This window comes from Streptomyces sp. NPDC096048, from assembly GCF_044763415.1.
In the GTDB taxonomy this organism is placed as follows: Bacteria; Actinomycetota; Actinomycetes; order Streptomycetales; family Streptomycetaceae; genus Streptomyces.
The window spans coordinates 555413-578639 of sequence record NZ_JBIWGG010000007.1 but is presented as its reverse complement, the minus strand read 5'-3'; the positions used below and the strand labels follow the sequence as shown (position 1 = coordinate 578639).

The following is a 23227-nucleotide window of genomic DNA, read 5'->3' as shown; positions in this document are numbered from 1 at the left end:
GTGGAGCTGCCGCCCCCCGCGCGGCAGCTCCACGTCCGCGGTCCGTCAGCCCTTGGCGCTGCCGTTCACGGCCATCAGCCGGGTGTCGGCGAGGCCCAGCTCGCCGGCCTTGCTCAGCAGCTGCTCCAGGGCACCGGAGTCGGCGCCGCCCGTCTTCATGAGCTTCATCAGCAGCGTGGACACGGTCAGGTTCTGCACGTCGGCCGTGGAGACCGAGCCGAGGACCCGGCTGAGGTCGTCGGTGAAGCTCGACGTGCCGTCCAGCCAGGGCTTCGCCAGCGCCTGGGCGGTCTCGGAGTGCTGGACGAAGCCGTCGACGCTCTTGCCGAGCGCGATGGAGGACATCAGGCGGTCGAAGAAGACCGACTCGCCCCCGACGATGTTGATGTCGGCGTTCTCCAGCCCGGTGGCCAGCACCGTCGCCTGGGCCTCGGCCACCTGGCGCTGCGCGTCCAGTCCGGCGAGCCGGATGTCCTTCTCGGCCTCCAGCCGCAGCCGGTACTCCTCGTGGCCACGGGACGCCTCGTCCAGGGCGGCCATCGCCGCGGCCTTCTCGGTGAGGCCGGCGGCCTCCGCCTTCAGCTTCTCGCCGACGGCCGCGGCCTCCGCGAGTGCCTTGGCCTTGGCGCCCTCGGCCTCCGCCCGCAGCCGGGCCTCGGTGGCCTGGGCCTCCGCGCGGCCGGCCTTCTCGGTGACCTCGGCCTCCTTGTCGCGGACCTGCACGGCGGCCAGCCCTTCGGCCGCGCTCTCGGCCTGGATGCCCTCGGCGAGCCGCAGCTTGGCCCGCGCGTCGAGGTCGGCGCTCTTCAGCCGGGCCTCGGCCATGGTCAGTTCCTCGGCCGCGCGGTGGGTGGCGGCCTGTTCGGCGGCCTCGGCGGCCTTGATGTCCTTGACCAGCTTCTCCTGCGCCTCGGCTTCGGCGGCGATGATCACGGACTGCCGCTGCCGCTCCGCCTCCTCCACGGTACGCAGCTTCTTGATGGCCTCCTCCTGCTCGGCGACCGTACGGTCCACGGCGACCCGCTCACGGATGACGTCGGCGATCTCCCGCTTCTCCGCCTCGACCTCCTTCTCGGCGGCGATCCGCGTCAGCTGCGTCTCCCGGTCCCGGGCGATGACCTCCAGCAGGCGGTCCTTCTCGATGCGCTCGTTCTCGATGGCGATGACCCGCTCGCGGTTCTTCTGCGCGACCGCGACCTCGCGGCCCTGGTTCTCGCGCTGGATACCGAGCTGCTCCTCGGTCTTGAGGAAGGCCGACTGCGCCCGCAGCCGCTCCTCCTCCACCACCCTCGCGGTCTCGGCCTCCTCCCTCGCACGGACGGTCTCGATCTCCCGCCGCTGCTTGGTCTCGGCGTCGACCTGCCGGCGCTCCAGCTCCAGGATCGCCTCCCGGGCGTCGACGTTCTGGCGGGTGATCTCCTTCTCCTCGGTGCGCTGCGCCTCGTTGGTGCGCACGTGCTCCACGGCCGTCAGCTCGGTGATCTTGCGGATGCCCTGCGCGTCGAGGACGTTGGCGGGGTCGAGCTGGGTCAGCGGCGTCTGCTCCAGGTAGTCGATCGCCGCGTCCTCCAGGTGGTACCCGCTGAGGTCGACGCCGATGACCTCGATGATCCGGTACCGCAGTTCCTCGCGCTTGGTGTAGAGGTCGGTGAAGTCCATCTGCTTGCCGACGGTCTTCAGCGCCTCGGAGAACTTCGCGTGGAACAGCTCCTGGAGGGTGTTCCGGTCGCTCGCCCGTGCGGTGCCGACCGCCTGGGCGACCTTGACCACGTCCTCGACCGTCTTGTTCACCTTGACGAAGAACGAGATCCGGATGTCCGCGCGGATGTTGTCCCGGCAGATCAGCCCTTCCTTGCCGGCCCGGGTGATCTCGATGGTCTTCACCGAGATGTCCATCACCTCGGCCTTGTGCAGCACCGGCAGGACGACTTGCCCGGTGAAGGTCACGTCGACCTTGCGCATCTTGGAGACGATCAGGGCCTTGCCCTGCTCCACCTTGCGGAACAGTCGGGCCACGAGAAACAGCACGGCGGCGGCGAGCAGGAGGCAAACGAGCACGCCGATGCCCAGGGTGCGGTAATCCATAGGAAGTCCTTGAGGTCTGCGAAGAGGCGGGCGGCCCGCTCGGCTTGGGGCGGGGACGTCCGATGTGGCGCGCGACGGCTGCGGCTCAGCCGTGGATGCGGCGACTGCCGGGGTCGTACGGGGAACCGCTCGCCGTGCCCGGATGTCGTCGCCCGCGGTATGCGTGGCCCGGCTCGGCGGGAACGGCACGCGCCCGTGCCTCGCCCCGGCCCGGCACAAGCGCCGACGGTACGCGGAGCCCGGCCACCAGGGGCGTGAGGCCGGCGAAGGTGAGGAGCTGTACGGCGGCGACGCCAACCCGTGCCATGCCCTCACCCCCGAACCGGACCGCTGAGCCCCCATGCCCACGCCCGTTGCCGGGCCCTGGCATCGAGGCCACCCCCTGTTGCTGCCGCACCCATCTTGGCCCGGGCATGCCTCGCACCGCATTGCCGTAATACGGCAATCTTTACGGCTTGTTGATGCCGGGCGGCGACGCGCACGCAGCGCTCTTCCTCGATGGCGGTACCGCTCACCTCGACAGAGCCGGCACCGGGGCGGCGCGTCCGCGCACGCCCTCACACACCCGCGGTCTGACACTCTTGTCCGGCGTACGTCAGGAGGACGTACGCAAGGCGTACACCACAGGAGGACGGGTGGCAGGGCGGGAAATACCCGACGAGTATCTGGAGGGGTATGCCCAGATGCTGGCCGAGGTGTGCGCGACCGGGCGCCGCCTCACCCGTGAGGAGTTGGAGTCCCTGCGGGCTCGTGGCGAGCGCGCCGCGGAGGCCGGCTTCGGACTGCGGGCTCTCGTGCGCCGGCACGTGTCCGTGGCCCGCGACGCCTGGCCCACGCTGTCACCCGCGTCGGGAAGCCATGTACTCGCCGCCGTCGAGCAGGCGATCGACGCCTTCGCCGAGGGACACGAGCGGGCCCAACTGCTCGCCGTACGTCAGGAGGAGGCGGTACGCCGCGAGTTCATCGACGACCTGCTCTACGGCCGCAGCGACCTCGGCCGCCTCTCCGAGCGGGCCGAGCGTTTCGGCCTGCTGCTCTCCCGGGCCCACGCCGTCGCCGTCGCTCAGGGCACAACGCCGGTCGAGGACACCCACCCCGCCGCCCGGCAGGTGGAGAGCGCCGTGGTCGCCCGCTTCGGCGAACGACGCATCCTGCTCACGACCAAGGACGGCCGGCTGGTCTGCGTCACGCCCGGGGAACAGGACGACGTGCTGTCGTTCTTCGCCAAACAGGCGTACGCGGCCACCGACGGGGGACAGGTCGCCATCGGGCGTCCTCACCCGGGCGCCGGCGGGGTCGTCCACTCCTACGAAGAGGCCCTCAACGCCCTCGACCTCGCGGAGCGGCTCGACATCACGGAGCCGGTACTGCGTGCGGCCGATCTTCTCGTCTACCCGGTCCTGACCCGGGACCGCCAGGCGATGGCAGACCTCGTGGAAAGCGCCCTCGGGCCGCTGCAGAACGCACGCGGTGGCGCTCGGCCGCTGGTCGAGACGCTGACGGCGTACTTCGACGCGGGCTGCGTCGCCGCGGAGGCGGCACGGCGTCTCGGCCTGAGCGTGCGGGCCTTCACCTACCGACTGGAACGCATCCACAAACTGACCGGGGCCGACCCCGCCGACTCCGTCCACCGGTACACCCTGCAGACAGCGGTGATCGGCGCCCGACTCCTCGGGTGGCCGGACGCCGACGTGTGAAGGGCTGACAGGGCCGCAATGGACGGCGCGCGCTCGGGCAGGGCCCGCGGTGTCGCCCGATCACTGCCCGGCGAGCCGGAGCACAACAGCCATGTACAGGCTCACGGACCCCGACAGACTACGGACACCAGCATGCACGCCCGGCGGCCCTGCGGTGTCGACAGTGACGACGGACGCGGCTGCGGACGTCGGCCATCGGGCGCGGGCTCACTGGAGTTCGCTGAACCGCTCCGTCGCCCGCGTGCGACCGGCGACGATGATGGTGTCGTCCGCCTCGACGACGGTTTCGGCCGTGGCATAGGTGAAGCCCTCACCGGGTCGCTTGATGGCGACGACAGTGATGCCGTAGCGGGTGCGGACAGCGCTGTTCGACAGGGGGAGGCCGATGATGTCGGTCGGCGGGTTGGTCTTGACCATGGCGAAGCCGTCCTCGAACTCGATGTAGTCGAGCATCCGGCCCCGTACGAGATGGGCGACGCGCTGCCCCATGTCGTGCTCGGGGTAGACGACGTGGTGGACACCGAGCTGGGTGAGGATGCGGCCGTGGGCCTCGCTGGTGGCCTTGGCCCAGACGTTCTCGATGCCGAAGGAGATCAGCAGCGAGGCGGTGAGGATGCTGGCTTCCAGGTCGGTGCCGATGGCAACGACGGCGCGCTCGAACTCGTGGACGCCCAGTTGGCGCAGGGCGTCCTCCTTGGTGGAGTCGGCCCGTACGACGTGGGTGAGGGACCCGGAAAGGGCCTGGACGACTTCGGCACGCTCGTCGATACCGAGGACCTCGGTGTCCTCGTCGACCAGCTCCAGAGCCAGAGCACGACCGAAGCGGCCCAGGCCGATCACGACCACGGAGCTCTCCGGGCCGCTGCGCCGCTTCTTCGGGATGGGTTTCCTAGCCAATGACGGGTCGCTCCTCGGGAAGGTCGTACAAACGGACGCGACTGCGCAGAGCAAGCGCGGAGGCGACGGTAATGGGGCCGAGCCGCCCGATGAACATCAGTGCGACCAACAGGAGCTGCAAACCGGTGGGCAGGCTCGCGGTGATGCCGGTCGACAGCCCCACGGTGGCGAAGGCGGAGGTGACCTCGAAGAGCGACTGGTCCAAGCCGGTGTCGGTGAAGACCACGAAGGCCAAAGTGGATACGGCGACCGCGGCCACGGACAGCAGCACCACAGTCAGAGCCTGACGCTGCAGGTCACCGTGCAGGCGACGGTGGAAGATGTTGACCGCGGCCTCGCCCCGGATCTCGGCGTACATGACGAAGAACAGCACGGCGAAGGTGGTGACCTTGATACCGCCCGCCGTGCCGGCACTGGCTCCGCCGACGAACATCAACACATCGGTGCCCAGCCAGCTCGCGGGATTCATCTGGGAGGTGTCGAGGCTGTTGAACCCGGCGGTACGCGGCATGACGCCCTGGAAGAAGCCGGCCAGCACCTTCCCGGGAGCGTCGAAGGGGCCCAGAGTGGCCGGGTTGGACCATTCGATCACGGTGATGAAGACGCTGCCGCCGAACAGGAAGATCCCTGAAGCCCACAGCACGATCTTGGTGTGCAGGGACCAGGACCACGGCCGGTGCCAACGGCGTCGCAGCTCGAACAGAACGGGAAACCCCAGCCCGCCGGCGATGACCGCCAGCGCGATGGGCAGGCAGATCCATGGGTCGGTGACGAAGCCCATCAGGCTGTCGGAGTACAGCGCGAATCCCGCGTTGTTGAACGCCGAGACGGCATGGAAGACGCCCAGCCACGCCGCCCTCGGCCAAGGCTCCCCGTACGCGGTGCCGAACCGCAGAGTCAGCACCAGGGCGGTGACCGCCTCCAGCAACAGGCTGACCTTGACCACACCCGTCACGACAGAACGGACATCACCCAACCCCAGGGTCTTGGTCTCCGCAGCGGCCGTCAGCCGCGCCTTCAGGCCGATGCGGTGGGATACCAGCAGAACCAGCAAGGAGGCGAAGGTCATGATGCCGAAGCCACCGACCTGGATGAGCGCCAGGATCACCGCCTGCCCGAACCCGCTCCAGTACTCGGGTGTGTCGACCACGATCAGCCCGGTCACACACACCGCGGAGGTGGAGGTGAACAACGCCTCCACCGCACTCGCACCGCCCGGGCCGGCCTTGGCCCCCGGCAGCATCAGCAGCCCTGTCCCCACCGCGACGGCCGTGGCGAAGCCGGCCACGACCATCTGCGCGGGATGCCGCAGACGCGGCCACCGCCGAGTCACCACACCAGGCCGTCCGCTGCGCGGAGAGGCATCACGATTGTTCGCACGGAGAGACGATAGACAACACCCACACTGCTCTCGGCAGCAGGCTCTGCGCTGTGTCTCACCGGGACAACGCGGCCGAACAGTATCGGAGGTCATTCCTACGGCAGCGGCCAGTACGCCGTCCGACTGAAACCGACGACCCCGCCACGGCCAACAAACGTGAGTCGACGGGGCACCGGTCACCGATCGCCCTCCGGGCCCGCCGATGCCTCGTTCGCGAGGGGACGGTGGGCCACGGGCCTCCCCAAAGAACCGGGGAAAGAACTACCCGCCCACCCACCCTCCCCGCGCCGGACGGCGGGCGTCACCCGTCCGAGTGACCGGCTTGCGGGGGTGGGATACGGGCGGTTACGTTCGCCGCGACAACAGCACACAGACTTCGGCCCCCGCCGGGACTGCAATCCCGAACGAGGGCCTGACCGATCAGGAAGCGACACCTTCCCGATGGCTGACTCGCAGTCTAACGCGCGCCTGCGCGCCGACGCCGGAGCTCCGACTTCCGGCGTGATCCACGTACGCACCCGGCTGACGGCCGACTTCACGGTGATCTCCAACGCTCTCGCCCAGCGGCGCGGCAGCGCGGTCACGGTCGGCGTGGCCGTGTACATCCTCTCCCTGCCCACCGGCGCCCCCGTGACCATCGCCGCCCTGTGCGAGCACTTCAGCGAGGGCGAGATTCTGATCTCGCGTGCTCTCCGGGAGCTGGAAGCCGCCGGTTACCTGGATCGTCGCCGGGAGCGTCTGGCCTCCGGGCAGATCCGCACCCGGACGTACTTCTACGACGTCCCCGGCGGCGACGGTCCGGACGGCCGGCCCGAGCCCCCGAAGCCGCCCCGGCCGCGGGAACGGCCCGCCACCCGAGAGACCGCCTCGTCACTGCGTGAGGTGGCGCCCACGCGCGGTACCGAGGAGACCGAGAGCCCGGCGACCGCGCTCGCCGACGCCGATCCCAAGGCGGTCGCCGTGCTGACCGCCCTGCGTCGGGTCGACCCCCGTCTCGTCCTGTCCGCGCGGGAGGCCGCCCGCCTGGCGCCGGCCGTGGCCGAGTGGCTGGCGGCCGGAGTGGGAGCGCACGAGATCACCGAGCTGCTGACCGTACGGCTTCCCGACCGCTTCCGGGCCCGCCCGGCGAGCTTCCTCGCGTTCCGCCTGCGGGAGACACCTCTGCCCGTGCCACCCCCGGCACCTCTCCCACTGGCCGTCGAGCGCCCGGCCGTGCTGCCGTTCCAGACCTGCGACGGCTGCGAGCGTGCCTTCCGCGCCCAGGAACCTGGACACTGCCGGAGCTGCCGGGACCACCTCGCCGGGGAGCGCCTGCGCGCGGCGGGCTGAGCCGGGGGGGCGGGTGTGCTGTAGCGGGCGCACCTGGCCGCGCTGACCGGTGGCTGGCGGTACCAGGTCAGGGCCTGACCTGGGGCCTGACCCGCGGTACGGGTCAGGCCCCTGAGTGGTTTCTGTCAGCGGCGCCAGGCGCCGGGGCCCCGGTAGGACGGGTGGGGCCAGGTCGGGCGGGGCGGGGTCGGGGTCGGTGGGCGGGGCAGCAGTCTGGCTCGGGTGAGGAGGACCGCCGTGAGGGCGGCCAGTTCGGTGGCGTCGGGGGTGCCGCGTTCCACGGTGAACAAGGGGGTCGGCGTGGTGGGCAAGTTGCCTCCTATACAGGTGGGTTGCCGTGCTTTCGTTCCGGGATCGGGGCGTGTTTCGTGCGCAGCATGGCGAGTGAGCGGATGAGCAGCGCGCGGGTCTGCGCGGGGTCGACGACGTCGTCGACGAGGCCGCGTTCCGCCGCGTAGTAGGGGTGCATCAGCTCGGAGCGGTACTCCTCGATCAGCTGGGCGCGGGTGGCCTCCGGGGTGGGCGAGGCGGCGATCTCGCGCCGGAAGACGACGTTCGCCGCGCCTTCCGCGCCCATGACGGCGATCTCGTTCGACGGCCATGCGAAGGAGAGGTCGGAGCCGATCGAGCGGGAGTCCATGACGATGTAGGCGCCGCCGTACGCCTTGCGCAGGATCAGCTGGATCCGGGGCACCGTCGCGTTGCAGTAGGCGTACAGGAGCTTCGCGCCGTGCCGGATGATGCCGCCGTGCTCCTGCTCGCGGCCCGGCAGGAAGCCGGGTACGTCGAGCAGGGTGAGCAGCGGGATGGAGAAGGCGTCGCAGGTCTGCACGAAGCGGGCGGCCTTCTCGCTCGCCGCGATGTCGAGCACCCCGGCGAACGACGACGGCTGGTTGGCGACGATGCCCACGACGTGGCCGTCGAGCCGGGTCAGGGCGCACACCACGTTGCCCGCCCAGCGGGCGTGCACCTCCGTGTAGTCGCCGTCGTCGACTATCTCCGCGATGACGTCCCGGATGTCGTACGCGCGCGACGGGTCGGCCGGGACCAGGTCGAGGAGTGCGTCGTTGCGGCGGTCGGCCGGATCGTCGGACGGCTGGTGAGGGGGGAGTTCGCGGTTGTTGGAGGGCAGCAGCGACAGGAGGTGCCGTACCTCCTCCAGGCAGGACTCCTCGTCGTCGTGGACGAAAGCTGCCACGCCCGTCGTGGTGGCGTGGACGTCGGAGCCGCCGAGGCCGTCGTGGTCGATCCGCTCGCCGGTCACGGCCTGCACCACGTCGGGGCCGGTGATGAACATCTGTGAGGTGCCGCGCACCATGAAGACGAAGTCCGTCAGCGCGGGAGAGTAGGCGGCGCCTCCCGCGCACGGGCCCAGCATCACGCTGATCTGTGGGATCACCCCGGAGCAGCGGGCGTTGCGGCGGAAGATGCCGCCGTAGCCGGCGAGTGCGGTGACCCCTTCCTGGATGCGGGCGCCCGCTCCGTCGCACAGGGCCACCAGCGGGGCGCCGGCCGCCTCCGCGAGGTCCATCACCTTGTGGATCTTCTCGGCGTGGGCCTCGCCGAGCGCGCCGCCGAAGACGCGGAAGTCATGGGCGTACACGAAGACGGTGCGGCCGTGGACCGTGCCCCAGCCGGTGACGACGCCGTCGGCGTACGGGCGCCTGTACTCCATGCCGAAGCCGACGGCCCGGTGCCGGCGCAGGGGCTCGACCTCGGTGAACGACTCCGCGTCGAAGAGCAGGGCGATCCGCTCGTGGGCCGTGAGCTTGCCGCGTGCGTGCTGACGGGCCGTGGCCTGCTGGTCCGGACCGCGCCGTGCCTGCTCGTGGTAGTCGCGCAGCTCGGCGGTGCGCGTGGCAAGATCCGGCCTTTCGGCGAGCTGCGGCAGCGGTGGGCCGGTGGCCGGCTCGGCGGCGAGGGTCATCTGAGTACTCCTCGGAAAGGGTTCAAGGGGGCACGTCGGAACCAGCTTTAGGCCCTTCACCTTTACTTCTTCTACACAGGAGAAAACGGAATACTTCCGGCCGCTGATTCGGAAGGGAGTGATCCGCTGTCAAGCTACTGCCAGCGCAGCACCCTGACATGGGATTGCCCTGGTGGCAGAGGTGACCGAGGGACAAGAATCTCATTCATCGGGAGGCGGTCGTCGGAAATTCCGATGGGATATGCCGCTCACTCAGTGTCTTTTTCCGGATTCCGGAAAACCATCCAGGGGGATCACATGAAGGTCAGCGTTCTGCGTACAGGTCTTGTCGCCATAGCCGCCGTCACCGTGGCGCTCGGCGCGCCGGCCGCGGGGGCGGTCGCGCAGGTGGCGGGGGACTCGGCGGTACGCGTGGCGGTGACGCAGGAGGACCCGAGCTGGGACGGTGCGCAGAAGGACCCCAGCTGGGACAGCGTGCAGGAAGACCCGAGCTGGGACAGTGCGCAGAAGGACCCGAGCTGGGACAGCGTGCAGGAGGACCCGAGCTGGGACAGTGCCCCGTCGGCGCCGTCGGAGGACCCCAGCTGGGACTGACCCGGCCACGGACGTAACCGTCGCATCAGCGAAAGGCCCGCTCCGGAATTCCTCGGGGGCGGGCCTTTCGCCTTGCCCGGTAAGCGATTCGCCTCCGCACGGGAATTGCCGACCGGTTTCCGGTCGGCAATTCTCCGGTGTCCTTGAATTCTGAACCTTCACCTGCGCGGGGGCACCACGCGGGCAGTCCTAGCCGAGCTTGTCGACGGCCTGGTAGTAGGTCCAGGCGGAGGCGTCGCAGGAGGCGCGCTTGATGCCCGAGTAGGCGGTGCACACCCGCTTCAGGTCCGCGTGGAAGGCGTCGTCCAGGCGGGCCTTGTTGGCGTCGAAGGAACCCGCGGCCTTGTAGTTGCGATAGCCGAAGTCGTGGCGTGCGCATGACATCTGGAAGGGGAAACCGAAGGGGTTGTCGGGCGATGTGGTGCAGTAGTCGGTGGACCAGTCGAATCCGTACGCACTGTAGGAAGCCTGGTTGTTGCGCGCCGCCACCCAGGAGTTGTAGCTGCTCGCGCCGGTCTGGGTCCAGCCGCTGAGCACCTTCGGCTTGTCGGCGGGGGCGGCATGGGCGGGTGCGGCCGCGACGCCGAGGGCGAGCGGCACGGCGAGGGCGGCGGCGGCGAGGGGCGTGGCGAGACGACGGCGCATCGGGAGTCCTCCGGCGGGGCTGTGGGTGTGGGCCCGGCGCTGATGCGCGGGGCGGGCACAGCCTGGCCGCAAGGGCTATGGCGCAGCCATATACGGGTCAGCCCGTCAGCCGCGCAGGAAGGCGAGGACCGCGAGGACCCGGCGGTGGGTCTCGTCCGCCTGCGGGAGGTCCAGCTTCGCGAGGATGTTGCCGATGTGCTTGCCCACCGCCGCCTCGGAGACGACGAGTTCGCGGGCGACCGCCGTGTTGGACTTGCCCTCCGCCACCAGGGCCAGGACCTCGCGCTCGCGGGCCGTGAGGCGCTCCAGCGGGTCACGCCGGCGGCGCAGCAGCTGCCGGACGACCTCCGGGTCGACGACCGTGCCGCCCCCGGCGACCTCCAGGAGGGCCGACTGGAACTCCTCGACCTGGCCGACCCGGTCCTTGAGCAGATAGCCGACGCCGGAGCCGTCCCCGGAGTCGAGGAGCTCGGACGCGTAACTGCGCTGGACGTACTGGCTCAGCACCAGGACCGGCAGCGAGGGCCGGGCCTCCCGCAGCCGCACGGCCGCGTGCAGCCCCTCGTCCGTGAAGCCCGGCGGCATCCGCACGTCGGTGACCACGATGTCGGGGGTGTGCGCGGCGGCGGCCGTCATCAGCGCCTCCGCGTCGCCGACCGCCGCGACCACCTCGTGGCCGAAGCGGCCGAGCAGGCCGATCAGTCCCTCCCGGAGCAGCACACTGTCCTCGGCCAGGACTACACGGAGTGCTCTGTCGGCTCGCAAGGGATCTCCACACGCAGTAGGGTCGGGCCGCCGGCGGGGCTGGACAGGGTCAGTCTGCCATCCAGCACGGACACCCGGTCGGCAAGTCCGGTGAGGCCGCTGCCCCGTTGGGCGTCCGCGCCACCGCACCCGTCGTCCCCCACCTCGAAGACGAGCCATCCGTCCGCGTACCGGCCGACCACCTCGGCACGCCGCGCCCCGCTGTGCTTGGCGACGTTCGCCAGCGCCTCGCAGACCACGAAGTAGGCGGCGGCCTCGACCGCCTCGGGCAGCCGCCGCGGCAAGTCCACCGAGACGTCCACCGGTACCACCGACCGGTCGGCGGCGTCGGCGACGGCCGCGCCCACCCCGAAGTCGGCGAGGACCTTGGGATGGATGCCCTGGATCAGCTCCCGCAGCTCGGCCAGCGCCTTGCCTGCCTCGTCGTGCGCCTTGGCGAGCTGGTCGGCCAGCGGGCCGGGCGGGGCGTCGAGACGGGCCAGGCCGAGCGCCATGGTCAGGGCGACGATGCGCTGCTGGGCACCGTCGTGCAGATCGCGCTCGATCCGCCGGCGCTCCGCCTCGAACGCGTCGACCAACCGGACGCGGGAGCGCACGAGTTCGGTGACCTTCTCCCCCAGGTCGGTCTCCACCGGCGCGATGAGAAGCCGGGTGAGTTCGGCGCGGGCCACCGCCACGCCGCCGATCACGTACCCGCTGAGGGCGAAGAGCAGCAGGCCGGCGACGGCGACGGCGTACGCCTCGGGCCAGCTGGTCGCCGTCCACATCTTCAGTACGGGCGTCTCCTCGCCGTCCCCGACCGTCGCCATCAGGACCGGCGTCGCCACCAGCCCCGCCGGCACGACGAGCGCCATGGCGAACACCAGCAGGTCGAGCGGCCACAGCACCGTCGCGAAGGCCAGCGTGTAACCGAGCTCCCGCCAGGTCGCCTGTTCCCGGAACCGGGTACGTCCCCAGGCCAGCAGCCCCGGCTCGTCCGGCACCCGGTGCGGTGTGGGGGCCGGCCGCCGGTCGACGAGCCGCAGCCGGCGCCGCTCCACGGCCGCCACCGGCAGCCCGGACAGGGCGAGCAGCGCGAGCAGCGGCAGGCCGATCAGCACGACCGCCAGCGCACTGCCGATCGCCGCCGCGAGGACGATCGCCAGCAGCACCACGATGCCGACGGGGGCACTGCTGAGGAGGTAGCCGGCGGCCCGCCAGGGCCAGCCGGAGAGCAGGTAGCCGGAGCGGGACAGGGCCTGCCACACGTTGAGTGAGCGCATGGCCTCACGGTAGAAGGCGCTTCTCTGCCGGAGCCATCCCTCCAGACCGAGGGCCTGGGGTAGGGCCTGCCCTACCCCAGGACTCAGCCCAGTGGTCGTGTTCCGCGCGGGCCCGCGCGGTTGTCTTGGAGGCAGCGAAAGGAGGCCGGAGATGCTGGCCTGGCTGACCGACCACACCCTGATGTTCGGGATCTGGGGGATCCTGGCGGCGGTGCTGCTGCTGCCCGCCCTCGAGGCGGCGCTGCCGCTGATCGGCGTGCTGCTCCCGGGGCAGACCGCCGTGGTGATGGGCGGCATGCTGGCGCACCACGGCCGGGTCCCGCTCGGCCTGATCGTGGTCACCGCGCTGCTCGGCGCGGTGCTCGGCAACGGCCTCGGCTACGCGGCCGGCCGGCGCTGGAACACCCGGCTCCTGGACCGCGTCCCGCGCCGGCTGCTGCGGCCCCGCTCCACCGCCCGCGCCCTGTCCGCCATCCAGCGGCACGGCGGCCGGGCGGTGTTCGTGGGGCGGTTCACCGCGGGGCTGCGCACCCTCGTACCGACCCTCTGCGGGGTCTCCGGAATGCCCGTGCGGTCCTACCTGACCTGGTCCTTCGTGAGCAGTGCGGTGTGGGCGCCGGCCTTCGTCCTCGTCGGCTACGGCATGGGTTTCAGCCCGGGACTGTGAACGCCCGAATGAGCGTGCAACGTCTTGCCACCGCAGCCTCCTGCCCTCCGCCACTGACGACTTACCAGGTCACGGCCTCGAAGAATGGTTCAACAGAAGACTTCGGCAATCCAGCCGGCCGTCTCGGCAGCAGTGAACGCAAGTGAGTGGGGGACTCATGGATTTCCAGCTTCTCGGTCCGGTGGAAGCCAGACAGGGCGAACGGCGTGTCTCGATGTCGGGGGCGAAGGTGCACACCGTGCTCGCCGCCCTGCTGCTCGCCCGGGGCAAGATCGTCACCGACGACCGGCTGAGCGCGCTGCTGTGGGGCTGGGACCCGCCCGCCACCATGAGCGCCCAGATCTACACGTACATCTCCCGGCTGCGGAAACTCCTCGGCCCCGAGGTGGAGTTGGTCCGCCGCCAGCCCGGCTACCTCATCCACATCAACGACGCCCGCCTCGACACCTCGGAGTTCGAGCGGCTGGGCAGGCTGGGCCGGGCCGCACTCGCCGAGCGGCGCCACGAGGACGCGCACGAACTGCTGAGCGGGGCCCTGGACCTGTGGCGCGGCCCCGCGCTCGCCAACGTGACGACCTTCCTCGCGGACGCGGAACTGCCACAGCTGGAGGAGGCGCGCACCACGATGCTGGAACACCGCATCGAGGCGGATCTCGCGCTCTCCCGGCACCAGCAGCTGGTCCCCGAACTGGTGGGCCTGGTGTCGGAGTTCCCGCTGCGTGAGCGGCTGCGCGCCCAGCTGATGACCGCGCTCTACCGGTGCGGCCGGCAGGCCGACGCGCTGCACGTCTACCGGCAGGGCCGCCGGACGCTCGCCGACGAACTGGGCGTCGACCCGGGCGCCGACCTGAACGCCGCCCACCAGGCGGTGCTCAACAGCACCCTCGACCTGCCCCGGCCGCCCGCCTCGGCGGCGGCGACCGCACCGCACGCGAACACCCCGCAGAACCCGGGCGGGCGGCCGTTGACGTTCGCACCGCCGCTCGCGCCCCAGGTGGCGCCGCCCGCGATGCTGCCCGCCGACATCGCCGACTTCACCGGCCGGGAGGACGAACTCGCGTACCTGTTGAAGCAGTTGGCGCCACCGCGCGCCGGGCGGCAGCCCGTCTTCCGGCCGCAGCGCCTGCTGATCACCGGTATGGCCGGGGTGGGCAAGACGGCACTCGCCGTGCACGCCGCGCACGCCAGCGTCCAGCACTTCCCCGACGGGCAGCTGTACGCGAACCTGTGCCACGCGGACGGCACGCCCAAGGACCCGGCCGAGGTCCTGGTACGGCTGCTGCGCGCCCTCGGTGAGCCCGTGGCGGCGCCCGACGGGCCGCCCGCCGACCTGGACGAGCTGGTGCGGCTCTACCGCACCCGCACGACGGGCAAGCGGCTGCTGATCCTCCTCGACAACGCGGCCGGCGACCTCCAGCTCGATCCCCTGCTGCCCGGCAGTGCCTCGGCCACGGTGCTGGTCACCGGGCGGGCCCGGCTGTGCGCCGTGTCCGGGTCGCACACGACGACGTGCGCGCCGATGGACCAGGGCGAGTCCCTCGCCCTGCTCGCGGCGGTCGCCGGCCTGCGGCGGATCGCGGTCGAACCCGACGCGGCCGCCGCCGTCGCGGCCGCCTGCGGCGGGCTGCCGCTCGCCCTGCGGGTCGCCGGTGCCCGCCTCGCGTCCCGGCCGCACTGGTCGGCGACGCGGCTCGCGGACCGGCTCGCGAAGGAGGACACGCGCCTGCACGAACTGCGCTTCGGGGACCTCGACGTACGGCAGTCCGTGCTGTCCTCGATGCGCGGCTTCAGCGCGCGGGAGCACGAGCTCCTCGGGGAGCTGGCGGCGCTCGGACGCGGCCCGTTCCCCGCGGTCACGGCGGGGATGCTGCTCGGGGTCCCGGAGCAGGAGGCGGAGGACTTCCTGGAGCGGCTGACCGACGTGTCCCTGCTGGAGACGGTGGGCGTGGACGCGACGGGGCTGCCGCAGTACCTCTTCCACGAGGTGGTCCTGGTGTTCGCCCGCTCACTGGCGGGGGCGCGCTGCTGAAGCCCGGCCGGGCCTTTCGCAACGTCCTGCCGGGGCAGGGTGCTGCCAGCTGACACGCCGGACATGCCGCCGCGCCACCCCGTTGAATGGATCAACGTGAGCGGCGTGGAGGGAGGTCGGCGGATGAGGTCCCGTGCCCGGTCAGGTGAGCAGCATCCGCGCCCAGCCGGCCCGGGCGCCGGCCACCACGGTCAGCGCGTAGGCCGCCACCGGCAGCAGCAGCACCCCGAGGGCGGCGAGCGCCCAGGCCTGCGGGTAGGAGGTGACCGCCCACTGCTTCAGCGCCATGGTGGACTCGCCGCCGCCGTACGCGGCCAGCATGTACGGGGTGGCCATCAGGCCCACGGGGACGGCGAGCGCGAAGACCACGGCCAGCAGGTCCAGTGGCCACAGCACCGTCACGAACAGCAGCGTGTACGCCAGTTCGCGCCAGCTGGAGGCCTCGCAGAACCGCTTCCTGCACCAGGGGCCGAGCCCCGGCTCCTCCGGCTCCTCGTGCGGGTCGCGCAGGGCGCGGTGGCCGATCATCCGCAGGCGGCGCCGCTCGACCACACCCATCGGGACGCCGGACAGCAGGGCCGCCAGCAGGACGGGCACCCCGACGAGCACGACGGTGAGCGCGCCGCCCACCGCGAAGGCGGTGAGTATCGCGATCAGCCCGATCAGGCCCACCGGAGTACTGCTCAGCAGGTAGGCGGTCGCCCGCCACGGCCACGAGGAGAACAGGAAACCGGGGCGGCGGACCGCCACCCACACCGATGTCGCTTCCAGGATTGCCATGGCTCCACCGTAGAAACCGGGGGCCTGCCGCGCCCAGCAGCCCAGTTCTACTTCCGGGGTATGCCTGGCCCTACCCCGAAGACTCTGTTCCGCCGCAATGTGCCGGACCCCCGACTCACGGTTTTGTTGAGTCAGCAGTCGGAGCGCCGCAGCAGCGGGGCCAAGTCACTTGGGAGTCCACATGTCGACGGTCGCGAACACCCAGAGCTATGTCGAGACGTGCCCGCAGCGTTCGCTGGTGGCCGGTCGGCTGCCGGCCGGCGGTGCCGCACCGACCGTGGTGTTCACCGGCCCGCTCCCCGGCACCGGGACCACGCGTTCCGTGGTGCGGGCCCAGGCCGTCGGCGGCGTGTGGGTCGCCCAGACCCCGGGCTCCTTCTCCCACGCGTCCTACCGCGAGGGCGGCCGGTCCGTGAACCGCCGCCCCCTCTCGTAGGGCCCCCGCCCCGCACCTGCGCAGACCTGAAGTCATCCCGAGCACCGAAAGAAGAAGAGGCCATCATGAAGCTCCGCGCCCGTCACCTGTCCGTCACCGTCCTCGCGCTCGCCGCCGGCGTGCTCGCCACCGGCTGCGAGGTCGGCCAGGAGGGATCCAAGAGCAAGAGCACCTCGTACGACGTGACCGAGAAGGTGTCGGCACTCGAGGTGCGGACGCCGGGCGGCGACATCAAGGTCGTCGCCGGTGACGGCAGCACGGTCAGGGTCACCGAGAAGGTGACGTACAGCGGTGACAAGCCGGACACGGAGCACACCACGCGGGGCGGCACGCTGGTGCTGTCACCCGGGGACGGCTGCGCCGAGGACGGCGGGGCCTCCCGGTGCACCGTGGACTACACCCTGGAGGTGCCGAGGGCCCTCGCGGCCGTCCTGGACAGCAAGGGCGGGGACGTCTCGGTGTCCGGGCTCGCCGGCACCCTGGAGGTGAAGTCCGGCGGGGGCAAGGTCACCGCGGACCGGATCACCTCCAAGCGGTTCACCGTGGACGGCAACGGCGGCGCGGTCGACGCCGGGTTCGCCACCGCGCCGGACACCGTGGCCGTCGACACCCGGGCCGGCGACGTGTCGGTGCGGGTGCCGGCCGCCGAGGCGTACGCGGTGAAGGCCACCAGCAACGGCGGCTCGTCGAAGGTCGACGTCAAGACCGACCCCGCGGCCACCCGCAAGATCACGCTGCACACGGACGGCGGCGACGTGAAGCTCAGCGCCGCGGGCTGAGCCCGCGCGGCACGGCGACGACGACGGGCCGGGCGCTCCCCGAAAGGGAGTGCCCGGCCCGTCGCGCCGTGCGGAACGACACCGCCGGCGAGCCGCTCCGGTCAGCCCGCCCACGGTTCTGCCATGGCGACGGCTATCTTGCGCGGGCCCGTGAAGGGCTCGCGGCCGTGGGCGGCGAGCATATTGTCGACGATGAGGACGTCGTCGCGCTCCCAGTCGAAGCGGGTGGACGCCGCGCGGTAGGCCGCGCGCAGGTGGTCCATCACCTCGTCGGGGATGCGGCCGCCGTCCCCGTAGTACGTGTTGGTGGGCAGGTCCTCGTCGGCGAAGATCTCCCGCAGCCCTTCCTGGACCTCCGGGGCCAGCGAGGTGACGTGGAAGAACGTCGCGTGGTTGAACCAGACGGGGTCGCCGCTGTCCGGGTGGGTGTGCACGGCGCGGCGCACCGCAGTGGTGCGCAGCCCGCCGTCCGGCCGCCAGTGCGGGTCCAGGCCCTTGCCGCGGCAGTACTCCTCGACCGCGTCCCGGTCCGTGGTGCCGAAGGCCTCCTGCCACTGCACGCCGAACTCGGCGTGGAAGTTGCGCACGACCCGCCAGCCGCGCCGCGCGAACTCCTCGCGGATCTCGGGGTCGATGTGCCGGTAGACCTCGCGGATGTCGGCGAGCGGGGTGGCGCCCTGGGTGAGGGCCGGCTCGATGCAGAAGAAGTACAGGGTGCGCGGCCAGGCCGCCTGGTAGGAGTTCTCGTTGTGCAGGAAGATCTCCTCGCCCTGGGGGTAGTCGGTCGAGGTGTAGACCTGCCCCTTGATGGTGGAGCGGGGTGAGGAGCGCTCCGCGTAGGTGAGCGGCGCGGAGCGGGAGAACTCGCGGACCACGCCGTCGAAGCCGTCCACCCCGCCCACCTCGAAGCCGCGCAGCAGGATCGCTCCGCGCTCGGCGAGGACGCGGCGCAGCTTGTCGTGGTTCTCGTTGAGGAACGTGTGGACAGAGGTGCCGGGGGTGCCCGGCGGGGCGAAGAACTCGGCGGCGGTCATGCGGCGTGGGCTCCTTCCTTCTCGGTGTCGCGGGGCACGGGGGCGTACGCGTCGTCGTACGCGTCGACGTGGGGGCGGTCGCTGTCGTGCGGGCCGCCGTCGTGCGGGTCGCCGTCGCTGCCGTACGGCAGGTTCTGGATCTCCCGCCGGTAGTCGCGCAGCAGTACGGGGCCCGTGCTGCCGGCCTCCCTGGCGAGCGCGGCGAACAGTCCGGGGCCCACCGGCAGGTTCTGCACCGTCCAGGTGTCCGGGCCGCTCGGCTCGACGTGGGTGACGCGGACCGGGCCGTCGTCGCCGGGGCGTACCTCGATGGTGCGCAGGTCGGCGACGATGCCCACGCCGGAGGCCTTCACCACGGCCTCCTTGCGCGTCCAGCAGCGGAAGAAGGCCGCCAGGCGCAGTTCCTCGGTGGGCTGGGCCCGCATGTGGGCCAGCTCGTCGTCCGTGAGCACGATCGCGGAGGAGCCCTGGACGTCGACGGTCCGGCCGTCCTCGACGTCGGCACCGACCTGGTGGCCGGCGACGACGGCGAGCAGCCAGTGCCCGCCGGAGCGGGACAGGTTGAAGTCGAGTCCGCTGGGCGGCCAGTCGATGCGCGGGCGCCCGTGTTCGGGGTGCCGGCAGCGGGGGCAGGGCTGCCGCCCGAGCCTGATCCGCTCGGGCGGCTCGCCCAGGTAGCGGGCCAGTACCCGGCGCAGGGCCGCGTGCGCTCCCGCGTACCGGACGGCCGCCTGCTGCGACCTGCGTCGTACGATCCCGAGTTCGGCGGCGGAGAGCAGGGCGGTGTCCTCGGGGAGCAGCGCGTCCGGTGCGCGGCCCCGCCAGATGTGGACGGCGTCCTGGTTCCGCAGCCGCTCGAACTCGGCGGTCTCGGCAGTCATGGCGTCATCAGTCCGACATCGCCACCAGCACGCGACGGGCGCCGGTGAAGGGCCGGCGGCCGTGGGCGAGCGACACGTTGTCGATGAGGAGCACGTCCCCGGTGCGCCAGTCGACGTCGACGGCGTTGGCCAGGCCCCGGTCGCGGATCTGGGCCACGTACTCGGCGGGGATCGGGCTGCCGTCGGCGAAGGTGACGTTCTGCGGGAGTTCGTCCTCGGGGAGGATCTGGGCGAGGGCCGCCGCGGTGTCGTCGCCGAGGCCGGCCGGGTGCCACTGGTCGGCCTGGTTGAACCAGCCCTCGACACCGGTGACCGGGTGCCGGGCGGTGGCCGGGCGTACCGACTCGACGTGGATGCCGCCGTCGGCCTTCCACTCCCAGCCGGCCCCGGTGCCGTCGAGGAACGCCTCGACCTCCTCCCGGCTCTCGGTCTCGAAGGTGTCCTGCCAGCTCTTGCCGAGGCCGTAGCCGTCGTGCAGGTTCTGGGTGTAGCGGACGCCGCCGGCGAAGGCCTGCCGCACCTCGTCGTCGAGGGAGTTGAGCCACACCGCGGAGTCCAGTACCGGGGTCGCGCCGCCGCCGCCGGGCTGGATCTGGCAGTAGAAGGCGAGGCGGGCCGGCCAGGCGTGGGCGTAACTCATCTCGTTGTGCATGGAGATGGTGAATTCCTGCGGGTACTCGGTCGAGGTGTAGACGTTGCTGCCGACCTTGGTGCGCGGCGAGTTGCCGTGCACGTAGGCGAGCCGGTTGGGCAGCAGCAGGTCGAGGACGTCGTCCAGGGCGGCGGGGGTCACCCCGAAGCCACGGAAGACCAGGGCCTTCTCCTGCACGAGGAGTTCTCCCAGTTCGTCCCCCATCGCCTTGAGCCGGTCGACGAGTTCTTCCGTGCCGCCGGCGAGCTCGGTCTCGATCTCGAGCGGTGACCAGGTCTGCTGTTCAGTCATGGGACGATCCCTTCACTTTTCTCCGACTGTCTAGGGGAAAGCTATAGATTTTCTATTTCGTCCCACGCCCTCCAGTTGTCGCGCGATGTCGGCCGTCAGCTCCGCCTCGCACGGGTCGAGATAGAAGTGGTCACCGGGGAAGGACCGCAGGGTGAAGTCGTCCGCGGTGGTCAGTTCCGCCCAGGCCGCCACCGACGCGCGGTCGCGGCCGGAGCCGGGGTCGCGGTCGCCGATGTACGCGCTGACGGGGGCGCCCACGGGTGCCGGACCGCTCGGCCGGTACGTCTCGATGAGCCGGTAGTCGGCGCGCAGCGCGGGCAGCAGCAGCTCCCGCAGCTCGGGGATGTCGAAGACCTCGGAGCCCAGGCTGCCGAGGCTGCGGACGCCCGCGATCAGCGTGTCGTCGTCCTCCTCGTACAGCCCGCTGTGCCGGGCCCGGTGCGGGGCGGCCCGGCCGGAGACCATCAGGCGGGCGGCCGTGGTGCCGTGCCGGGCCTCCAGGCGCAGCGCCACTTCGTAGGCGACGGCGGAGCCCATGCTGTGGCCGAACAGCGCCACCGGCCGGTCGAGGTAGGGGACGAGCGCCCGGGTGATCCGGTCGGCGAGGGCCGCCATGTCCTCGACGCACGGCTCGGCCAGCCGGTCCTGCCGGCCGGGATAGCGGACGGCGAGCACCTCGATGTCCTCGGGCAGTCTCGGCGGCCAGCCGTGGTAGAGCTGGGCGGTGCCGCCGGCGTGCGGGAAGCACACCAGTCGCAGCCGCGGGTCCGCGGTCCGGCGGTGCACCCGGAACCAGTCGGCCGGGCTGTCGGGTCCGGTCACGTCTCGTCTTCCTTTCGCCCTCGGGTTTCGGTGTCGGCCGGCGCGTCCTCGGTGCGCAGCGCGGGGCTGAGTACGGCGCCCAGGGCCAGCAGCGCCATCGCGGCGCCGGTCAGCAGGATCGAGTCGGCGGCGCCCCACAGTTCGAGGGCGACGCCGGCGAGGAGCGCGCCGAGCGAGTTGGTGCCGGAGGAGATGAGGTTCGCGGTGCCCGCGACGCGGCCCTGGAACTCGTCCGGGGTGGTGCGCACCTGGTAGACCGCGGCGGCGACGTTGAAGACGGCGCCGACCAGACTCGTACCGGCGAACAGCAGGCCGAGCAGCAGCGGTTCGGCCCGGGTGAAGGAGATGGCCGTCATCAGACAGGCCCAGACGGCGAGCCCGCCGACGAGGATGGCGCGCTGGCTGCACCGGCGCATCCACCAGCCGCCGGTGAGCGCGCCGAGCATGCCGCCGATGCCGCCACCCGTCACGACGACGGCGAGGACGGCCTCCGAGCGGCCCTCCTCCGTGATCATCAGGATCACGGCGAGGCTGAGGACCTGGAACAGCGCGTTGGTACCGGCGACGAAGGCGAGCGCCGTGCGCAGGAAACGCCGGCGCCACAGCCACGCCATGCCCTCGGCGACTTCGCGGTGCAGCGCCTTGCGCGGGGCGGCCCGCTCGCCCTGGAACTCCTTCCTGATGAACAGCAGGGTCACCAGCGAGACGAGGTAGGCGACCGCGCCGAACAGGAACGGCACCCAGCGCACCGCCGTGTAGAAGAGGATGCCGGCGGGCTGGCCGAGCAGACCCGCCGCCCGGCCGCGCGCCTCGTTCTGCGCGAGCGCCTGCGGCAGTTGCTCCTCGTGCACCACATTGCGTACGGCGCCGCGTTCGGCCAGCCGGTAGAAGACGGTGAGGCAGGACTCGACGAACGCCACGGCGGCGATGTGCGCCACCTGGACCTGGCCGGTGAGCACCGCGACCGCGGCCGTGCCGAGCGCCAGCGCCCGGCCCGCCTCGCACACCACCATCACGCGCCGCCGGTCCCACCGGTCCACGAGCGCCCCGGCCGGCAGCTGCACCAGCAGGGCGGGCAGCAGGGCCGCGAAGGTCACCAGGGACATGGCGATCGGCGAGCTGGTGTGCCAGAGCACGAGCAGCGGATAGGCGACCGCGGTGACCCGGGTGCCGAGGAACGACATGCCCGCCCCGGACCAGAGCAGGACGAAGTCCCGGTTCCTGCGCAGCGGCGGCAGCTCGGGGCGGGCCTCGGCCGGCGCCTGGGGGGCGACGGTCACCGGGACCGCCCCGCGCCGTCCGCGGCGCCGGTGGGCCCGCGGCGGCACCATTCCAGGACGGCCATGGCGCTGTGCATCTTGTTCTCCGCCTGCTGGAAGGCGATGCTCGCGGGGCCGTCGAGGACGTCGGCGGTGACCTCCTCGCCCCGGTGTGCGGGCAGGTCGTGCAGGAAGACGGCCTTGGGGCTGTCCTCCCACAGCGCCTCGCGGACCTGGAACGGCGCGAAGACGTCCCGCCAGTCGGGGTCGGGCTTGTCGGTACCGGTGGTCTGCCAGCGCGTCGTGTAGACGGCGTCCTGGTCGGCGGGCAGCGCGGCCATGTCGTGGCGCTCGGTGAACCGGCCGCCATGGCGCTCGGCCTGCTCCGCCGCCCGGGCCAGGAACCGCTCGGCGAGCCCGTAGCCGGGCGGGGTGCGCAGCTCCAGCTCGACCCCGGGGAAGCGGGTGAGGGCCAGCGCGAGGGCGGAGGCGGTGTTGTTGCCCTCCCCCACGTACAGGACGCGCAGCCCCTCCAGCCGGCCGAACCGGCCGAGGAGCGTGGTCAGGTCGGTGAGCGCCTGGGTGGGGTGCTCGTCGGCGCTCATCGCGTTGATGACGGACATCCGGTTCTGGGTGGCCCAGGCGCGCATCTCGGCGGGGTCGTCCGCGGTGCGGGCGACGAGCACGTCGAGCATCCGGGACATGACCCGGCCGGTGTCCTCGCTGGTCTCGCCGGTGTTGAGCTGGAGGTCGCCGTCGCCGTACGAGACGATCTGCGCGCCGAGCCTGAGGGCGCCGGCCGAGAAGGCGGTGCGGGTCCGGGTGGAGGTCCGGCGGAAGTAGATGCCGGCGATGTCGCCCTCCAGCGGGCGGGCCCCGGCGGGGCCCTCGGCGCTGAACCGGGCACCGCGGTCGACGATGGCCCGCAGGTCCTCGTCGGTGAGGTCGTCGATGGATATCAGATGCCGCACGGCGGGCGTCCTTTCGGAAGAGGGGTGGGGGCGGCTTCGGGAGC

General features: G+C 71.7%; 23 protein-coding genes. 7 read left to right on the top strand and 16 right to left on the bottom strand.

Annotated features, from left to right (window positions below):
- Positions 1-45: 45 nt before the first annotated feature.
- A complete protein-coding gene (locus ACIQ6R_RS22585) occupies positions 46-2085 on the bottom strand; it encodes a flotillin family protein (protein ID WP_404173702.1) in 2040 nt (679 codons plus the stop codon).
- Between the two features lie 85 nt (positions 2086-2170).
- On the bottom strand, positions 2171-2392 hold the full coding sequence (locus tag ACIQ6R_RS22580) for a hypothetical protein (RefSeq protein ID WP_404223009.1): 222 nt from the start codon (positions 2390-2392) through the stop codon (positions 2171-2173).
- Positions 2393-2768: 376 nt separating this feature from the next.
- Here ACIQ6R_RS22580 and ACIQ6R_RS22575 point away from each other — a divergent pair, with 376 nt between their 5' ends.
- Positions 2769-3782: a PucR family transcriptional regulator gene (locus ACIQ6R_RS22575; protein WP_404223033.1), complete on the top strand. Its 1014-nt coding sequence runs from the start codon at positions 2769-2771 to the stop codon at positions 3780-3782.
- Between the two features lie 207 nt (positions 3783-3989).
- On the opposite strand, the gene ACIQ6R_RS22570 is transcribed toward ACIQ6R_RS22575, so the two are convergent.
- Positions 3990-4679 (bottom strand): potassium channel family protein, encoded by a 690-nt coding sequence (locus ACIQ6R_RS22570; RefSeq protein WP_404223008.1) that lies wholly within the window; start codon positions 4677-4679, stop codon positions 3990-3992.
- Positions 4672-5973: a TrkH family potassium uptake protein gene (locus ACIQ6R_RS22565; RefSeq protein ID WP_404223007.1), complete on the bottom strand. Its 1302-nt coding sequence runs from the start codon at positions 5971-5973 to the stop codon at positions 4672-4674. Before ACIQ6R_RS22565 ends, ACIQ6R_RS22570 begins: the two co-directional genes overlap by 8 nt.
- A gap of 528 nt (positions 5974-6501) precedes the next feature.
- On the opposite strand from ACIQ6R_RS22565, the gene ACIQ6R_RS22560 reads away from it, so the two are divergent.
- Positions 6502-7389: a hypothetical protein gene (locus ACIQ6R_RS22560; RefSeq protein WP_404223006.1), complete on the top strand. Its 888-nt coding sequence runs from the start codon at positions 6502-6504 to the stop codon at positions 7387-7389.
- 125 nt (positions 7390-7514) lie between these two features.
- On the opposite strand, the gene ACIQ6R_RS22555 is transcribed toward ACIQ6R_RS22560, so the two are convergent.
- Both ACIQ6R_RS22555 and ACIQ6R_RS22550 read right to left on the bottom strand, forming a co-directional pair.
- Entirely contained in the window at positions 7515-7700 is a 186-nt protein-coding gene (locus ACIQ6R_RS22555; RefSeq protein WP_404223005.1) for an acyl-CoA carboxylase subunit epsilon, read from the bottom strand.
- Positions 7701-7708: 8 nt separating this feature from the next.
- A complete protein-coding gene (locus ACIQ6R_RS22550; RefSeq protein ID WP_404223004.1) occupies positions 7709-9316 on the bottom strand; it encodes an acyl-CoA carboxylase subunit beta in 1608 nt (535 codons plus the stop codon).
- Between the two features lie 297 nt (positions 9317-9613).
- Here ACIQ6R_RS22550 and ACIQ6R_RS22545 point away from each other — a divergent pair, with 297 nt between their 5' ends.
- Positions 9614-9910: a hypothetical protein gene (locus ACIQ6R_RS22545; RefSeq protein WP_404223003.1), complete on the top strand. Its 297-nt coding sequence runs from the start codon at positions 9614-9616 to the stop codon at positions 9908-9910.
- Between the two features lie 189 nt (positions 9911-10099).
- On the opposite strand, the gene ACIQ6R_RS22540 is transcribed toward ACIQ6R_RS22545, so the two are convergent.
- The 3 genes from ACIQ6R_RS22540 to ACIQ6R_RS22530 form a co-directional block, all read right to left on the bottom strand.
- Positions 10100-10555, bottom strand: coding sequence for a phospholipase (locus ACIQ6R_RS22540; protein WP_404223002.1), 456 nt, complete (start codon positions 10553-10555; stop codon positions 10100-10102).
- Positions 10556-10660: 105 nt separating this feature from the next.
- Entirely contained in the window at positions 10661-11320 is a 660-nt protein-coding gene (locus ACIQ6R_RS22535) for a response regulator (protein WP_404173675.1), read from the bottom strand.
- Positions 11293-12582, bottom strand: coding sequence for a sensor histidine kinase (locus tag ACIQ6R_RS22530; RefSeq protein ID WP_404223001.1), 1290 nt, complete (start codon positions 12580-12582; stop codon positions 11293-11295). The genes ACIQ6R_RS22535 and ACIQ6R_RS22530 overlap by 28 nt, the downstream gene beginning before the upstream one ends.
- Positions 12583-12733: 151 nt before the next feature.
- Here ACIQ6R_RS22530 and ACIQ6R_RS22525 point away from each other — a divergent pair, with 151 nt between their 5' ends.
- Both ACIQ6R_RS22525 and ACIQ6R_RS22520 read left to right on the top strand, forming a co-directional pair.
- Positions 12734-13249 carry a DedA family protein gene (locus ACIQ6R_RS22525; RefSeq protein WP_404173669.1) on the top strand — a complete coding sequence of 172 codons (516 nt, stop codon included), beginning with the start codon at positions 12734-12736 and terminating at the stop codon, positions 13247-13249.
- 157 nt (positions 13250-13406) lie between these two features.
- Positions 13407-15278 (top strand): BTAD domain-containing putative transcriptional regulator, encoded by a 1872-nt coding sequence (locus ACIQ6R_RS22520; protein ID WP_404223000.1) that lies wholly within the window; start codon positions 13407-13409, stop codon positions 15276-15278.
- A gap of 141 nt (positions 15279-15419) precedes the next feature.
- On the opposite strand, the gene ACIQ6R_RS22515 is transcribed toward ACIQ6R_RS22520, so the two are convergent.
- Positions 15420-16058, bottom strand: a complete 639-nt coding sequence (locus tag ACIQ6R_RS22515) for a sensor domain-containing protein (RefSeq protein WP_404222999.1) — start codon at positions 16056-16058, stop codon at positions 15420-15422.
- 181 nt (positions 16059-16239) lie between these two features.
- Between ACIQ6R_RS22515 and ACIQ6R_RS22510 the strand changes: the two genes are divergently transcribed.
- Together ACIQ6R_RS22510 and ACIQ6R_RS22505 are read left to right on the top strand one after the other, a co-directional pair.
- Entirely contained in the window at positions 16240-16494 is a 255-nt protein-coding gene (locus tag ACIQ6R_RS22510; protein WP_404173661.1) for a hypothetical protein, read from the top strand.
- 65 nt (positions 16495-16559) lie between these two features.
- Entirely contained in the window at positions 16560-17273 is a 714-nt protein-coding gene (locus ACIQ6R_RS22505) for a DUF4097 family beta strand repeat-containing protein (RefSeq protein WP_404173658.1), read from the top strand.
- A gap of 101 nt (positions 17274-17374) precedes the next feature.
- On the opposite strand, the gene ACIQ6R_RS22500 is transcribed toward ACIQ6R_RS22505, so the two are convergent.
- Genes ACIQ6R_RS22500 through ACIQ6R_RS22475 form a run of 6 tightly spaced genes read right to left on the bottom strand, consistent with a single transcriptional unit; the run spans position 17375 to position 23183 of the window.
- Positions 17375-18307 carry a TauD/TfdA family dioxygenase gene (locus ACIQ6R_RS22500; RefSeq protein WP_404173655.1) on the bottom strand — a complete coding sequence of 311 codons (933 nt, stop codon included), beginning with the start codon at positions 18305-18307 and terminating at the stop codon, positions 17375-17377.
- Positions 18304-19188 (bottom strand): 4'-phosphopantetheinyl transferase family protein, encoded by an 885-nt coding sequence (locus ACIQ6R_RS22495; protein ID WP_404222998.1) that lies wholly within the window; start codon positions 19186-19188, stop codon positions 18304-18306. The genes ACIQ6R_RS22500 and ACIQ6R_RS22495 overlap by 4 nt, the downstream gene beginning before the upstream one ends.
- 7 nt (positions 19189-19195) lie before the next feature.
- The gene (locus ACIQ6R_RS22490; RefSeq protein ID WP_404173649.1) at positions 19196-20131 is read right to left on the bottom strand and encodes a TauD/TfdA family dioxygenase; all 936 of its coding nucleotides are present in this window, start codon (positions 20129-20131) and stop codon (positions 19196-19198) included.
- A gap of 30 nt (positions 20132-20161) precedes the next feature.
- On the bottom strand, positions 20162-20953 hold the full coding sequence (locus ACIQ6R_RS22485) for a thioesterase II family protein (protein ID WP_404222996.1): 792 nt from the start codon (positions 20951-20953) through the stop codon (positions 20162-20164).
- The gene (locus ACIQ6R_RS22480) at positions 20950-22233 is read right to left on the bottom strand and encodes an MFS transporter (RefSeq protein WP_404173643.1); all 1284 of its coding nucleotides are present in this window, start codon (positions 22231-22233) and stop codon (positions 20950-20952) included. The genes ACIQ6R_RS22485 and ACIQ6R_RS22480 overlap by 4 nt, the downstream gene beginning before the upstream one ends.
- On the bottom strand, positions 22230-23183 hold the full coding sequence (locus ACIQ6R_RS22475; protein ID WP_404173640.1) for an ornithine carbamoyltransferase: 954 nt from the start codon (positions 23181-23183) through the stop codon (positions 22230-22232). The genes ACIQ6R_RS22480 and ACIQ6R_RS22475 overlap by 4 nt, the downstream gene beginning before the upstream one ends.
- Positions 23184-23227: the final 44 nt, after the last annotated feature.